Genomic DNA, 17,125 nt, shown 5'->3' on the forward strand with positions numbered 1-17,125 from the left:
AAAAGAATATGCAGAGACATTGCGATGAATATGAAAAAAACCTTACTGATGATTACAGGGACACTTCTGTGTGTTTCTTGTACGACCCGCCCTCCTCTACAAACGCCAGATTTATCAGAGGAACCTGCCAATAATAGACCTGTAGTTCCAGTTACTTTCGTTTTTACTACAGACAATCCTTCTGCTGCACGCTTTGATAACCTTACACAAATGCGAAAAGAAGTCCGCATCTTAAATACATATTATTTAGATGACCAAGGCAATAAAATCTTTAATTTCAAATTAAACCGTTATATTTCTTACCAAGATTTTTCAAAAATGCATTGCGAACTTGGTAATGAAATAAACCAGGCTCGTCCTATTTCTATAGGCTCGATCCCTGCAAGTGTGAATGCATGCTTTCCTAAACGAACAGCACGTAAAGAGGTCATAGTCTTTATATACGATGCGTATTCAAAAAACTTAGAATTTGATGATGTTACTAGTCGTACATTCCGTAATAATGGAAAACCCTTTATTTTATTAGACTGGAATCGATTAAATTACAACATTCAAGCGGGTAGTATTCATGAAATGGGCCATGCTTTCGGCTTAAAACATGTGTGTGTACCTAATGCAACCAAAACCACCCCCACCAATATTATGGCCAGTGCTGAGTGTAAATTAGGCAGTGGCGGTTTAAGAAATTTGGGGTTTACTCAAACACAGCTTCAAACCATCTTATCAACTTATAAACAATATTCTTAAAATTTAATTTCAACATATCTCCCCAAGTTATCTTGAGATGCCATGTAATTCTCATGGGTCAGTAAAGATGTCATATAAGTACTGGCCTTTGAGAAATCTTCAATATCTACTGGATACGGTTGCCAAAAAGTTTTTAAGTTATCCGTATAAATTGGATAAAGACGAAGTAAGTCATTTGCCAAATCGAGTTTGGCTATACAACCAAATGGCAAAGCATTTTGCTGTTCATATTCTCCATCACTATTAAACACAGCATTACCAATACCAAACACAACAGGCTTTTGGTTGATGATCTGGATTGGCTGAATAGTATGAGCGCCATGACCAACTATAAGATCAGCTCCTGCTTGAGCAAGAATAGTCGCGAGTTTAGTTTGGTCTTTTGTAATAGGCTTAAAGTCGATACCCCAATGACAAATAACAATAATTTTGCGCTCTGGATGATTCTGCTTATAACGCATTATTTGTTCAAGTAAAACACCATTTAAACAAGCTACTCCACTTCTTGACCCTAGTGCATAAAAATCATAGTCTAGATAAGCACTGTCTCTATGCCAATAACCATTAAAAATCGCATAGTGCTTAGCTTCAAAAGCTATTTCAAAGTAATTGTGAGCATCTTTTTGGTTCAGTCCAGCGCCAATATAAGCAATACTCGCCTGATCCAACTGTTGTAATGTATGGGCCAACCCTTCATCACCATAATCCTTCAGATGATTGTTCGCCAACACCAAATAATTCAAATGAATGCTCTTAAACTCTTCTAATGTTTTTTTAGCGTCGGCTTTTAGAATGAATGGCTTTTTATCTTTTAACGGCGATTGATTTTCTAAAGAAAAGACTGCTTCAAAGTTAGCGATGTTGATGTCATTTTTACCTAAAAATGGCTGTATTTTTTCAAATGAATAGTGGTATCCATACTGCTGTAAAGCATCTTTTTGTCCTCTAGACTTACGCTTTTCAGTGTACATTTCACCGAAATAGGTATCTCCCAGAATATTGATAATGCCTGTTTGAGAAGAATATTTTTTTGCCTCGACATGTACTTCTTGAAAATAATGGTAGTAAGGAACCAAATGCTCAAGACGGTGAATATCATCCAAAAAAGAGAAAAAGCCAATGCTCCGGTTATGTTCGGAATAAGTGATATAAATCTGTCTAAAGGTGTGTGAGATGTATAAAACCGAAGTGAGTAGCGGATGAGCAAACAAAGGCGTAATCGGTTGATATAATTTATTTTTAAAAGAAAGTGTTCTAATAAAGAAAAGTTTTTTCAGCTCGGCTGGGTAGCTATAAATGTGTTTTACCAACAAAAATAGATTTTTTAATTGATTAGGTGCTTTTAAAGTTAATTTGTAGTTTTCCGCTCTTTTAGACAAGATCAATTGAGCTTGCTCAACGGAATCAAATAGCATATTGCTTAAGGCTTCTTTAACATCATTTGCCTGAGTAAAAATTAAGAATTGTAAGAGCTGGGCAAATGTATAAGATTCATTTTTTTCTAAACCCAAATATTGTTCACCAATTTTCTTATTTTTTTGTTCAGAAACCCGATAGACTTTATCAGCTTGAACTTTTTTTTTATGGAATTGTTCTAATGCATAATCAATCAATAATAAAGTAGAAATGTCTCCATCAATTTCAAATGTCCAAATTGCCTCTTCAAATTGAGCATGATCAAGAGCAGCTAGCAGCTTAATTTCAAACAGAGGGTTGGTCATATCTCCCCTCCTTCGAAATCTTTTACGTAAGCAAGGTAGCCAGACAAGTTATGTTCCTGATCATCAATTCTTACTCTAAAGCGATCATGTCGTACATAAAAAGCATGCAATATTTTGTCTGGTCGAGCCATATACATGGCTATTTCCGGATAGAAAAAACCTGTGGTTTGAAATTCGGCTCGAAATGTAATGAGTTTTTTTAACTCAGACATATATGCTTGTTCAAAAAGTGCATTATGGCCTTGCTCTTTTAAACGATTTACCATTTTATAGGCTGCCATCAGCATTTCTAATAAAGTGGCATATGTTGTTTTTCTATTTCGAATAAAAATAAAATGTTTTAAATAATTATTTAAACCAAAAATAAAATATTTTTCCTCAGGACATATTTTTGTAAGCTCATTGGTACAATAACTTAACCAGTGATCATGATATTTTTCATATCTTTTATGAATAAAATTTTCAAACATTAATTTAACAGTGTCTAATAATCTTTTATCCTGATTTATTTGATACAACCTGAGTAAAGCTAATGCTGCTTCTCCATCATAATAAATGATTCTAAACTTTTCTTTTAAATCATAGTCTGGATAATTTAATACATGAGTAGTTAATCCATCTGAATCAACTAATTTTAAAATACCATTTGCAAGTTTCTCTGCATATTTTAAATAATCTGTTTTTTGAGTAATTTCCTGATATTTCGTTAACATTAAAATAGCTGCTGCGTTTGCACCTAATTTAATTTCAAACTCCCCTTCTTTACCATCAATCATAAAAGCAGTTGTAGAGTCTTTTTCTTTATAGAAAGTAGTAAGAGCGTATTGAATTGCTGCAATAATTTTAGGCCAGTACTCAGGTTTATCTTGTAATTCGAAAGTTTCTAATAGTGCATAAAGTGATGTGCAATGACGTACAGTATTGTAGTTGCGGATATCTCGATCGAAGGCAGGAAAATAGCCATAAATGAATTTGCCATTTTCTTGAATCTGGCTGTGCAAAAACGCTGCATTTTTCTCAATGAGCTCTCTAAAATGCAGCTTTTTATTGGTCGCAATACCTCTAATACCATTTGCATCATAACGGCTTGCTAAATTAATAAACTGCCCATTTTCATAAAAAGTTGCATAGGTATCGAAAGTCCAAATGTCTTGCAGCTCTTGTAGTCTAATTTGTGGTTTAGTAGCGTTATATTTTTGCTTAATTGCATAGTTCAGATTGATTTCATCAAAAAAGTTAGGTTTGTCATAACTCAAACCTCGAATAATTGCTTTGCCATATATCTCTTGCTCCAGAAAAACCACCGAACATGCTTCATCAAATGCAATTCCTCTGCGGTAATGATTATTATGAAATTGATGATGAACAAGTTGTTCTATTTGACTCCAACTTTGTTTTTCTAGATTGTACGCAACATCAATTTTTATATAGTCTGGAAGTTGATCTGGAGAAAACTGTCTATTAATAAAATCGAATAACTGTATAGTTGCTTGTGAAAAAGCTGTTTTTTCGGTATGCCACACACTACATCTTTGATCTTTAGGACCAAATGATATAAACAAAATTGTTTTTTCCGGAAGGTCTGGAACATGCTGAGCGAAATGTTCCAACCAAAGCTTAAGTTGTCTTTTAAAGTCTAAAAATACCGCCACTCGAATTAAGCCCCTATCCGTTATTTGTTGTTCTATAAAATTCTCAAGGCATCATAGCATGAACTCTCTAAAAGCTAGGTTAAAGTATTGTTTAAACATAAAAAAGAGAACCCTAGGGTTCTCTTTTTTATTTGGTTAATTATCTATTAATAGATAATTTGACCATTGTTAAGAAGATCATTAAGCGTTAATGATGTTCTTGGTTCATCTATATGAATCGTCAACAATTGTGTGCTTGTGTAAGTCGTACCTAAGCCATCACGGTCTACACTAATGGTGGCATTTTGTGTCGCTGCGTTATAGCTTACCGATACATACTGACCAATAGTTAAACTGTTCGGATGAGTAAGTAACAAGTTACTAATATCGATCTTATCAGCTTGGTTATCAGTTGCTGTATTACCTACATGGAAATCAGTCCATGTATCTACACCACCAGTTGTTGTGTTGCCACCTGTTGGATTGTTCACGCCAGCCGCAGTTAACGTATTGTAAATCAAGGTATCTGCGCCATTTCCAAGCGTGAATGTATCATTCGCTCCTGTACTTACAGCTAGGCTATTCAACTCTTGACTTAAGTTGATGGTCAATGTGCTAGTTGACTCCGCACCAGTCACGGATACGAGTTTATAGTTAATCGTATCAATCGTAGCACTTGCCGCGCTATCAAGTGGTTTGTAATAGTACGAACCATCATGGTAGAGATACAACGTACCTTCGCCAGTATTGATCGCCTGACCAGCAGCAATTTGGTAATTTCCTGGTGTAACTTCAACATATAGTTGAGAAGCAGCTGAAGTATCTGCAACTCCACCAGTTGTATCGCCTAACAAGATATTGCCGTGAATCCAATCTGTTAAACCATCAGGTGTGTATTGATCTAGATGTGTAGCTTTTGTAGTTACTACAGAATCTAGAGTCACAGTTCCTAAAGAAATCAGACTAGATAAACTAAATACTACTCGATAAGTACCAGCAGATAAGTGAGATACGTCAGCTGAGTATGCTGGTGCACCTAATACTCCTGCCAAGGCTGTCGCAGAACCTGAGTAAACAGTATCTACCCATGTTGAACCCACCAATTGCTGGATTTTATAACCAGTTGTTGGAAGAGCCGACAAACTTAATGATGCCGTATAGTCTAATTCAACATGAACATCACTTACCGTGTTAGCAGCAATAACGAATTGATTCGAAGTGACTGTATTGCTTAATACAGGTAATGGCGGGAAGCCTGCAAGGTTACCAATAGTTACCGTGCCACTTGGTACGTCAACAACAGCATCCGTTACTTGTTTCATACTAACAGTTGCATGATTAGTATCAGCATTTGCTACAGGTAACGGTATTACCGCATCTGCACCAGGGTTAGCATTATTCCAAGTGATATTCACATCTGGAGAACCAATTTGGATATGCAATGTTGCTGTGTCTGTTCTACCAGTTACAGGGTCTGTCACTGTATAGGTAAAGCTATCAACTTTTCCTATATTTTGTGTGTTCGCTGTAGCTTGATAACTATAAGTACCATCAGCATTAATCGTTAAGGAACCATAAGCACCCACAATAACTGTTGATGAACCTACATTTACAGCCTGCGTATTACCAGTTTCAGAAGTGACAGAAGTCACAACTGTCGTAGTCGTAATATAGTCTGGCGTATAGTTTGGTCCATATACAGCAGAGTTGTCGTCTGAAAGAACATTGCCTGTAACCGGAGTTACAACCAAGTTAGGTACTTGCGTAATATCACCATTATTCAAAGTAATACTTGCTGTAACGCTACCTAGAGCTGTTAGAAGCGTATTGCTTTCCATAAATAGCTCATAGCTACCAGAACCTAAATTATCAACTTTGAATTTCACTTCAGAGCCAAAGATACCTAATAGGTCAAGCACTCCAGTATTCGCGCTATCTGCAATTACTGTACGAGTACCGTCTGGATTTACTCGTGTTAATACCACATGTAAACCATCAACAACTGTAGCTACTGAACCAAAGTTAACCGAGATAATGGCTTCAGACACATGTCCTTCAGCTACATTAAAGGTTGCTGTACCTTGTTTAGACCCAATAACGACTCCGCCAACTCCTAACAACCAGTTATAACTAATCGCGTTACTAAGAACTTGTTGTGTAGTTGGGTAAACCATGTCAATTGCTGCTGAAGCAACGTTATCCATTGCATCAACTGGAACATGACCTGTAATCACTGCAGGCTGAGATGGATCTGCTGCATTCCAAGTCATAGCAACCTTGTTACTATCCAAGTGGACATACAAGACAGCTTGAGATGTATTACCTGTTGCTGGGTCTAGTAACGTATACGAGAACTGATCAACTTTACCAAGGTTTAGACCATCTGCATTTGGTGTATAGGTATAATTACCATGTTGATCAATCACTAACGTACCGTAAGTACCAGTGATTGTAGTTGTACCCGTTGCGTTAACGGCATTTCCATTCACTGCTGAGATCACTGCATTATTACTTGCAGCATCTACTGCACCATTAATACCAGCATCTTTGATGACGTTACCAGAGATCGGATCAACTGAATATCCAGATACAACATATGGGTTATACACATCCATTGTACCTGTCAATGTACCACCAATACCCACACCTAGTAGACCACTGTAGCCCATAAATGCACGATATTGTCCTGGATCTAGCCCTTCAATGACTGCTGTTGGAGTACCTCCTATTAGAGATAGACTAACTAAAGTCGCTTGTGGGTTATTTCCGCCAATAGATACCCATTGTCCTGTTGCAGCATCATATTTTTGAACAACAATCGAATAATCATTCAATACACCAGCGTTGAGTAAACCACTGAATGTAAATGTCGCAGTACCTTGACGGTCAGCATCCACATTGAATGCAACTGTTGGGTTACCAAGGAGCTGTAAATCTAGACCTGCTAACGATATTGCAGCTACATAACTTGCACTACCAAGTGCTACGTCATTCGCAACAAGTAAAGATTCCGGATTAATTTCAGCAACTGCCAAGTTATCTGCAGCTTTGACAGAACTTAACTGAATGTTAAGAGCTGCTTGAGCTACATCACCAGTTACAGAATCTTTTAACGTATATACAAAGTGATCAACCTGTCCAACTCCAGAAGCATTTTGATTTGGAGTGTAAGTGTATGAACCATCAAGGTTAATCACCAATGTACCGTATGTACCATTAATGATTGTGCCATTAGCAAGAACAGGTTGGTTATTAACTTCACTCACAACTGTATTTGGAGTTACGACATCAGCTTGACCGTTTGAGTTAACATCTACGATCACATTACCATCTGCAGCTTCTGTATAGAAACCACCGATTTGAGTTGTATCATAAATGTCCATAGTACCTGTTAATGTACCTAGTAAACCAATACCTGCCAGACCGTTATAAGTCATAAAGGCACGATATTGGCCTTGCTCAAGCCCATCGATAACAACACCTGGTGTAGAACCTAATAAAGTCAGGTGAAGAATATCTGCTTGACCACCGCCATATATAGAAGTCCATTGACCAGTAGCTGTATCAAATTTTTGTACAACTAATGAGTAATCAGATAAAGCATTAACCCCTATTAAAGCACTGTAGGTAAATGTCGCATTACCTTCTTGGTTGGCAGCTACATTAAAGTTAACCGCTTCAGAACCAAGCTGTAAGTTAAGTCCAGCAAGTGATACAAGCGCCAAGTAAGTTTTACTACCAAGAGCCGCATCATTTGCGATTTGTAATGGCTGTGGAGCAAGAACAGCTGTATCAAAGTTGTCATATGCAATGATAGAAGAACTTGCAATTGTATAACTTTGAGTAGCTTGCAAGTTACTACTGTTGCCAGCAGCATCCGTAAAGGTAGCTTTTGCATCAACTGTCAAATCAGTATCAGCTACAAGCTGGCTACCAGGTACACCTATTGTCCATGTTCCATTCGCCGGATCTACTACAGCCGTGTAATCCATGCCATTAACGTTAACAACAACCGAGGTAACAGTTGCATCAGCAGGAATAGTCACTGTTCCAGTAATATTTACTGTTCCTGCAGTCTCAACCGGACTAAGGATGTTATCACCTGTAATCGGATTAATCGCAATTGCAGCAGCATTAATGTCTGGTGGCGTAGTATCCACAGTTACTGTGACATCAGTAGCATTATCGATATTGCCTTGCGCATCTACTGCTTGGGCATGGATAGTCACTGGGCCATCTGCAGTTACTGCGATCGCAGCAGTGATATAACCATTGCTTAAGTCAGTTGCATTGACTGTATAGTTAGTGCCATTAACATTTACAACAGTACCCACCGCTGCATCTGGACCTAATCCTACACGGGCATTAAAGCTACCGTCTGTACCAAGTTCTGATGCATTGATGATGCCGTCAATGTTTAAATCATCCGGTACTGTAATCGCAGTGATTAAATCAGCTGGTGTGGTATCTACAGTTACAGTGACATCTGTTGGACTACTGATGTTGCCTTGCGCATCCACTGCCTGGGCATGGATGGTAATTGGGCCATCTGCTGTCACAGGAATCGCTGCTGTGATATAGCCATTGCCAAGGTCAGTTGCATTCACTGTGTAGTCAGTGCCATTGACATTCACAACAGTACCTACTGCTGCATCTGGACCCAATGCTACACGGGCATTAAAGCTGCCGTCTGTGCCAAGTTCTGATGCATTGATGATGCCATCAGCATTTAAGTCATCCGGTACTGTAATCGGGCCAAGCAAGTTCGCTGGAACAGTATCGACAGTCACGATTACATCTGTTGGACTGCTGATATGACCTTGTGAATCCACTGCTTGGGCATGGATGGTGATTGGACCATCTGCAGTTACAGGAATTGCTGCGGTGATATAGCCATTGCCAAGGTCAGTTGCATTCACTGTGTAATCAGTGCCGTTAACGTTTACGACTGTGCCTACCACTGCATCTGGACCCAATGCGACACGGGCATTAAAGCTGCCGTCTGTGCCAAGTTCTGCTGCATTGATGATACCGTCAGCATTTAAGTCATCCGGTACTGTAATCGGACCAAGCAAGTTCGCTGCTGCAGTATCTACAGTCACGACCGCGCTACCTGTGCCCACATTACCTGCCGGGTCGGTTGCTGTCACAGTCACAGTATGCGGACCATCAGTCAACACTGGAAGTGTATTGTCTGCAAGTGTCCAGCTACCATTGCCATTGTTCACCGCAGTATAGTTCACACCATTTACAGTCACCACAACAGTCGCTGTTGGATCATTCACTGTACCTGTTAATTCAGGTGTACTGTCATTGGTAGTGACATCACTTAAACCAACTGTCGGCGCAGTAGCGTCTAAAGTTACCGTCACATCTGCCGGGCTACTGATATTACCTTGTGAATCCACTGCTTGGGCATGAATGGTAATTGGGCCATCCGCTGTTACAGGAATCGCTGCGGTGATATAGCCATTGCCAAGGTCAGTTGCACTCACTGTGTAGTCAGTGCCATTAACATTCACAACAGTACCTACCGCTGCATCTGGACCCAACGCTACACGCGCATTGAAGCTACCGTCTGTGCCAAGTTCTGATGCATTGATGATACCGTCAGCATTTAAGTCATCCGGTACTGTAATCGAACCAAGCAAGTTCGCTGGTGTGGTATCCACAGTCACAGTGACATCTGTTGGACTGCTGATATTGCCTTGCACATCCACTGCTTGGGCATGGATGGTAATTGCACCATCGGCTGTCACAGGAATTGCTGCGGTGATATAGCCATTCGTCAAGTCAGTTGCACTTACTGTATAGTCAGTGCCGTTAACATTCACAACAGTACCTACCGCTGCATCTGGACCCAACGTTACACGGGCATTAAAGCTACCGTCTGCGCCAAGTTCTGATGCATTGATAATACCATCAGCATTTAAGTCATCCGGTACTGTAATCGGACCAAGCAAGTTTGCTGGTGTTGTATCCACAGTCACAGTGACATCTGTTGGACTGCTGATATTACCTTGTGCATCCACTGCTTGGGCATGGATGGTGATCGGACCATCCGCTGTTACAGGAATTGCTGCGGTGATATAGCCATTCGTCAAGTCAGTTGCACTCACTGTGTAGTCAGTGCCGTTAACGTTTACGACAGTACCCACTGCTGCATCTGGACCCAATGCTACACGGGCATTAAAGCTACCGTCTGCGCCAAGTTCTGATGCATTGATGATGCCATCAGTATTTAAGTCATCCGGTACTGTGATCGCACCAAGCAAGTTCGCTGGTGTGGTATCTACAGTTACAGTGACATCTGTTGGACTGCTGATATTACCTTGTGCATCCACCGCTTGTGCATGGATGGTAATTGGGCCATCAGCAACCACTGGGATCACTGCTGTGATATAGCCATTCGTCAAGTCAGTTGCACTCACTGTGTAGTCAGTGCCGTTAACGTTTACTACAGTACCCACCGCTGCATCTGGACCTAATCCTACACGGGCATTGAAGCTATTGTCTGTACCCAGTTCTGATGCATTGATGATGCCATCAGTATTTAAGTCATCCGGTACTGTAATCGCACCAAGCAAGTTCGCTGGTGTGGTATCTACAGTTACAGTGACATCTGTTGGACTACTGATGTTGCCTTGCGCATCCACTGCTTGTGCATGGATGGTAATTGGGCCATCTGCTGTTACAGGAATCGCTGCTGTGATATAGCCATTGCCAAGGTCAGTCGCACTCACTGTGTAATCAGTACCATTGACATTCACAACAGTACCTACCGCTGCATCTGGACCCAATGCTACGCGGGCATTGATGCTGCCGTCTGTGCCAAGTTCTGATGCATTGATAATGCCGTCAGCATTTAAGTCATCCGGTACTGTAATCGCTCCAAGTAAGTTCGCTGGAAGCGTATCTACAGTCACGATTACATCTGCTGGACTGCTGATATGACCTTGTGAATCCACTGCTTGGGCATGGATGGTGATTGGACCATCTGCAGTTACAGGAATTGCTGCGGTGATATAGCCATTGCCAAGGTCAGTTGCATTGACAGTGTAGTCAGTGCCGTTAACGTTTACGACTGTGCCTACCACTGCATCTGGACCCAACGCTACACGGGCATTAAAGCCGCCATCTGTGCCAAGTTCTGCTGCATTGATGATACCGTCAGCATTTAAGTCATCCGGTACTGTAATCGGACCAAGTAAGTTCGCTGCTGCAGTATCTACAGTCACGACTGCGCTACCTGTGCCCACATTACCTGCCGGGTCGGTTGCTGTCACAGTCACAGTATGTGGACCATCAGTCAACACTGGAAGTGTATTGTCTGCAAGTGTCCAGGTACCGTTGCCATTGTTCACCGCAGTATAGTTCACACCATTTACAGTCACGACAACAGTCGCAGCTGGATCGTTCACTGTACCTGTTAATTCAGGCGTACTATCATTGGTGGTTACATCACTTAAAGCAACTGTCGGCGCTGTCGTATCTAAAGTTACAGTGACATCTGTTGGACTGCTGATGTTGCCTTGCGCATCCACTGCTTGTGCATGGATAGTCACTGGGCCATCTGCTGTTACAGGAATCGCTGCTGTGATATAGCCATTGCCAAGGTCAGTTGCACTCACTGTATAGTCAGTGCCATTAACATTCACAACAGTACCCACCGCTGCATCTGGACCCAATGCTACACGGGCATTGAAGCTACCGTCTGTGCCAAGTTCTGATGCATTGATGATACCGTCAGCATTTAAGTCATCCGGTACTGTAATCGAACCAAGCAAGTTCGCTGCTGTAGTATCTACAGTTACAGTGACATCTGTCGGGCTGCTGATATGACCTTGTGAATCCACTGCTTGGGCATGGATGGTAATTGGGCCATCCGCTGTTACAGGAATCGCTGCGGTGATATAGCCATTGCTTAAGTCAGTTGCACTCACTGTGTAGTCAGTGCCGTTAACATTCACAACAGTACCTACCGCTGCATCTGGACCCAATGCTACACGGGCATTAAAGCTGCCGTCTGTGCCAAGTTCTGATGCATTGATGATACCGTCAGCATTTAAGTCATCCGGTACTGTAATCGGACCAAGCAAGTTCGCTGCTGCAGTATCTACAGTCACTACCGCACTGGTTGTACTTACATTACCTGCCGGGTCGGTTGCTGTCACAGTCACAGTATGTGGACCATCTGCCAACACTGGAAGTGTATTGTCTGCAAGGGTCCAACTACCGTTGCCATTATTCACCGCAGTATAGTTCACACCATTTACAGTCACCACAACTGTCGCAGTTGGATCGTTCACTGTACCTGTTAATTCAGGTGTACTGTCATTGGTGGTGACATCACTTAAACCAACTGTCGGCGCAGTGGTATCTACAGTTACCACAGCATTAGTTGTACCCACATTACCTGCTGGGTCAGTTGCTGTCACAGTCACGGTATGCGGACCGTCTGTCAACACTGGAAGTGTATTGTCTGCAAGGGTCCAGGTGCCATCACCATTGTTCACCGCTGGATAATCCACACCATCTACAGTCACCACAACTTTCGCTGTCGGATCGTTCACTGTACCGGTTAATGCAGGTGTACTGTCATTGGTTAATGCTGTTGTTACTGCAACTGTTGGGGCAACTGCATCTACTACACCTGTGCCAGGTAATGACGGGTTACCCGCTGGGTCAGTCGCTGTCGCTGTTACTGTTTGACCATCAGTCAGGTCACCTGGGTTTGGTACTGTCCACTTACCATCCGGGCCTGCAACTACAGTCGCTGTTGTGCCATCCGGGAAGCTCACGGTAACTGTTGAACCAGGTTCTGCTGTACCTGTTACAGGATTAGTCGCATTGATTGGATCAAGTACCGGTGCACTTGGTGCTGTCGTATCTACAGTTACCACAGCATTGCCTGTACCCACATTACCTGCCGGGTCAGTTGCTGTCACAGTCACGGTATGCGGACCGTCTGTCAACACTGGAAGTGTATTGTCTGCAAGGGTCCAGGTGCCATCACCATTGTTCACCGCTGGATAATCCACACCATCTACAGTCACCACAACTTTCGCTGTCGGATCGTTCACTGTACCGGTTAATGCAGGTGTACTGTCATTGGTTAATGCTGTTGTCACTGCAACTGTTGGGGCAACTGCATCTACTACACCTGTGCCAGGTAATGACGGGTTACCCGCTGGGTCAGTCGCTGTCGCTGTTACTGTTTGACCATCAGTCAGGTCACCTGGGTTTGGTACTGTCCACTTACCATCCGGGCCTGCAACTACAGTCGCTGTTGTGCCATCCGGGAAGCTCACGGTAACTGTTGAACCAGCTTCTGCTGTACCTGTTACAGGATTAGTCGCATTGATTGGATCAAGTACCGGTGTACCTGGTGCTGCCGTATCTACAGTCACGATTACATTTGTTGGACTGCTGATATGACCTTGTGAATCCACTGCTTGGGCATGAATGGTAATTGGGCCATCCGCTGTTACAGGAATCGCTGCGGTGATATAGCCATTGCTTAAGTCAGTTGCACTCACTGTGTAGTCAGTGCCATTAACATTCACAACAGTACCTACCGCTGCATCTGGACCCAATGCTACACGGGCATTAAAGCTGCCGTCTGTGCCAAGTTCTGATGCATTGATGAAGCCATCAGCATTTAAGTCATCCGGTACTGTAATCGGACCAAGTAAGTTCGCTGCTGCAGTATCTACAGTCACGACTGCACTGGTTGTACTTACATTACCTGCCGGGTCGGTTGCTGTCACAGTCACAGTATGTGGACCATCTGCCAACACTGGAAGTGTATTGTCTGCAAGGGTCCAACTACCATTGCCATTGTTCACCGCAGTATAGTTCACACCATTTACAGTCACCACAACTGTCGCAGTTGGATCGTTCACTGTACCTGTTAATTCAGGTGTACTGTCATTGGTGGTGACATCACTTAAACCAACTGTCGGCGCTGTTGTATCGACAGTTACCACAGCATTAGTTGTACCTACATTACCTGCCGGGTCAGTTGCTGTCACAGTCACGGTATGCGGACCGTCAGTCAACACTGGAAGTGTATTGTCTGCAAGGGTCCAGGTGCCATCACCATTGTTCACCGCTGGATAATCCACACCATCTACAGTCACCACAACTTTCGCTGTCGGATCGTTCACTGTACCGGTTAATGCAGGTGTGCTGTCATTGGTTAATGCTGTTGTTACTGCAACTGTTGGGGCAACTGCATCTACTACACCTGTGCCAGGTAATGACGGGTTACCCGCTGGGTCAGTCGCTGTCGCTGTTACTGTTTGACCATCAGTCAGGTCACCTGGGTTTGGTACTGTCCACTTACCATCCGGGCCTGCAACTACAGTCGCTGTTGTACCATCCGGGAAGCTCACGGTAACTGTTGAACCAGGTTCTGCTGTACCTGTTACAGGATTAGTTGCATTGATTGGATCAAGTACCGGTGCACTTGGTGCTGTCGTATCTACAGTTACCACAGCATTGCCTGTACCCACATTACCTGCCGGGTCAGTCGCTGTCACAGTCACGGTATGCGGACCGTCAGTCAACACTGAAAGTGTATTGTCTGCAAGGGTCCAGGTGCCATCACCATTATTGGTTGCTGGATAATCCACACCATCTACAGTCACCACAACTTTCGCTGTCGGATCGTTCACTGTACCGGTTAATGCAGGTGTGCTGTCATTGGTTAATGCTGTTGTTACTGCAACTGTTGGGGCAACTGCATCTACTACACCTGTGCCAGGTAATGACGGGTTACCCGCTGGGTCAGTCGCTGTCGCTGTTACTGTTTGACCATCAGTCAGGTCACCTGGGTTTGGTACTGTCCACTTACCATCCGGGCCGGCAACGACAGTCGCTGTTGTACCATCTGGGAAAGTGACCTTAACTGTTGAACCAGCTTCTGCTGTACCTGTTACAGGATTAGTTGCATTGATTGGATCAAGTACCGGTGCACTTGGCGCAGTGGTATCTACAGTTACCACAGCATTAGTTGTACCCACATTACCTGCTGGGTCGGTTGCTGTCACAGTCACGGTATGCGGCCCATCAGTCAACACTGGAAGTGTATTGTCTGCAAGGGTCCAGGTGCCATCACCATTATTGGTTGCCGGGTAGTTCACACCATCTACAGTCACCACAACTTTCGCAGTTGGATCATTTACTGTACCGCTTAATGCAGGTGTGCTGTCATTGGTTAATGTGGTTGTTACAGTTACTGCTGGTGCAACCGCATCTACTGTGCCAGTTGATGGTGCTGATGGGTTACCCGCTGGGTCAGTTGCAACAACTGTAACTTTGTCTCCATCTTTAAGATCACCTGGGTTTGGTACTGTCCACTTACCATCCGGGCCTGCAACGACAGTCGCTGTTGTACCATCTGGGAAAGTGACCTTAACTGTTGAACCAGCTTCTGCTGTACCTGTTACAGGATTAGTCGCATTGATTGGATCAATTACTGGTGCATTTGGCGCAGTGGTATCAACAGTTACCACAGCATTAGTTGTACCCACATTACCTGCTGGGTCGGTTGCTGTCACAGTCACGGTATGCGGCCCATCAGTCAACACTGGAAGTGTATTGTCTGCAAGGGTCCAGGTGCCATCACCATTATTAGTTGCCGGGTAGTTCACACCATCTACAGTCACCACAACTTTCGCAGTTGGATCATTTACTGTACCGCTTAATGCAGGTGTGCTGTCATTGGTTAATGTGGTTGTTACAGTTACTGCTGGTGCAACCGCATCTACTGTGCCAGTTGATGGTGCTGATGGGTTACCCGCTGGGTCAGTTGCAACAACTGTAACTTTGTCTCCATCTTTAAGATCACCTGGGTTTGGTACTGTCCACTTACCATCCGGGCCTGCAACTACAGTCGCTGTCGTACCATCCGGGAAAGTGACCTTAACTGTTGAACCAGCTTCTGCTGTACCTGTTACAGGATTAGTTGCATTGATTGGATCAATTACCGGTGCACTTGGCGCAGTGGTATCTACTGTATAAGTTTTTGATTCAGTTATATTGCTACTATTACCCGCTGCATCAGTAAACGTAACTTTTGCATCAATGGTTTTATCGCTATCTGCAATTAATCCACTGCCTGGTACAACTACGCTCCATGTTCCTGCTACTTTATCTACAGTTGCAGTATAAGTTACACCATTCACAACTACAGTAACGACAGTATTTGCAGCATCTGCTGGAATATTTTTTAAGCTGCCTGTAACAGTAACGTTACCAGCAGCTTCAGTTGAATTAATAACATTATCTGAAGTTATAGGATCAACAGAGAAAGTAACCCCATTTGTATTTGGGGGTGTAGTATCTGCAGGAGAAGAGTCATTACTACTACCACTATTTGATGCAGCAGCAATGATACCGCCTGCAACTAGAGGTACTGCTGCCCATAACCATGGGTTCACACCTGCATCATGATAAAGTAATGGCTGAATTGAAGAAATTGGTTGATAAATAACATCAGACACTAATGCCTGTGGTGCTTCTGCTGGTAGTGCTGCTGGTAAGTCTTCACCTAAAAGTGCTTGTGGCTCCACATCACTGTCGGCATCTGCATCTGCATCGCTGTCAGCATCTGCATCATTTTCAGCATCTTTAAATTTTGCCCAAATGAGTTGACCATTCTGATCTTGAAATACAAGACTGTTATCAGCTGGTTCAGCAGTACCACTAAAGAAGCCTTCAATAACAATAGTTTCGCCATTTTTTAGGCGAATTACTGCATTAGTACCCTCTCTATTGACTACCAGTACATCACTGGCAGCTACTTTTACCAATACAACTGACGCTTCTGAAAGTTTTGCAGAAGTTCCCTCTGTTGTTACCAAGGTTTTGTGACTGTCCTTGGCAATAATTTGTATCTCAGGCATATCTATATTCCTTTTATATTATTGATTTAAATGATTTTTTGTATAATTCTTTTTACTTAATGTTTTCGAGTTTTTGACCTACAACTTAAAAACATTAAGTAATGTGATCATTTTT

General features: G+C 42.7%; 4 protein-coding genes. 1 reads left to right on the forward strand and 3 read right to left on the reverse strand.

Features of this window, described 5'->3' with window-relative positions:
* Positions 1-30 precede the first annotated feature (30 nt).
* Positions 31-747 (forward strand): hypothetical protein, encoded by a 717-nt coding sequence (locus tag CSB87_RS05515; protein ID WP_006580506.1) that lies wholly within the window; start codon positions 31-33, stop codon positions 745-747.
* Here CSB87_RS05515 and CSB87_RS05520 read toward each other — a convergent pair.
* The 3 genes from CSB87_RS05520 to CSB87_RS05530 all read right to left on the reverse strand — a co-directional run bounded on the left by CSB87_RS05520 (position 744) and on the right by CSB87_RS05530 (position 17,010).
* The gene (locus tag CSB87_RS05520; RefSeq protein ID WP_031953209.1) at positions 744-2,468 is read right to left on the reverse strand and encodes a CapA family protein; all 1,725 of its coding nucleotides are present in this window, start codon (positions 2,466-2,468) and stop codon (positions 744-746) included. The two genes, CSB87_RS05515 and CSB87_RS05520, sit on opposite strands and share 4 nt — an antisense overlap.
* Positions 2,465-4,120 (reverse strand): poly alpha-glucosyltransferase, encoded by a 1,656-nt coding sequence (locus CSB87_RS05525; RefSeq protein ID WP_031953211.1) that lies wholly within the window; start codon positions 4,118-4,120, stop codon positions 2,465-2,467. The genes CSB87_RS05520 and CSB87_RS05525 overlap by 4 nt, the downstream gene beginning before the upstream one ends.
* Before the next feature lie 146 nt (positions 4,121-4,266).
* Positions 4,267-17,010 (reverse strand): BapA/Bap/LapF family large adhesin, encoded by a 12,744-nt coding sequence (locus CSB87_RS05530; RefSeq protein ID WP_106105048.1) that lies wholly within the window; start codon positions 17,008-17,010, stop codon positions 4,267-4,269.
* Positions 17,011-17,125: the final 115 nt, after the last annotated feature.

It is taken from the genome of Acinetobacter sp. AR_0276 (assembly GCF_003000705.1).
GTDB classification, from domain to species: domain Bacteria; phylum Pseudomonadota; class Gammaproteobacteria; order Pseudomonadales; family Moraxellaceae; genus Acinetobacter; species Acinetobacter nosocomialis.

Bases quoted from the DNA above. Each gene is read 5' to 3' on its own strand.
- CSB87_RS05515 (WP_006580506.1), top strand. From the start codon at position 31: ATGAAAAAAACCTTACTGATGATTACAGGGACACTTCTGTGTGTTTCT.
- CSB87_RS05520 (WP_031953209.1), bottom strand. From the start codon at position 2,468: ATGACCAACCCTCTGTTTGAAATTAAGCTGCTAGCTGCTCTTGATCAT.
- CSB87_RS05530 (WP_106105048.1), bottom strand. From the start codon at position 17,010: ATGCCTGAGATACAAATTATTGCCAAGGACAGTCACAAAACCTTGGTA.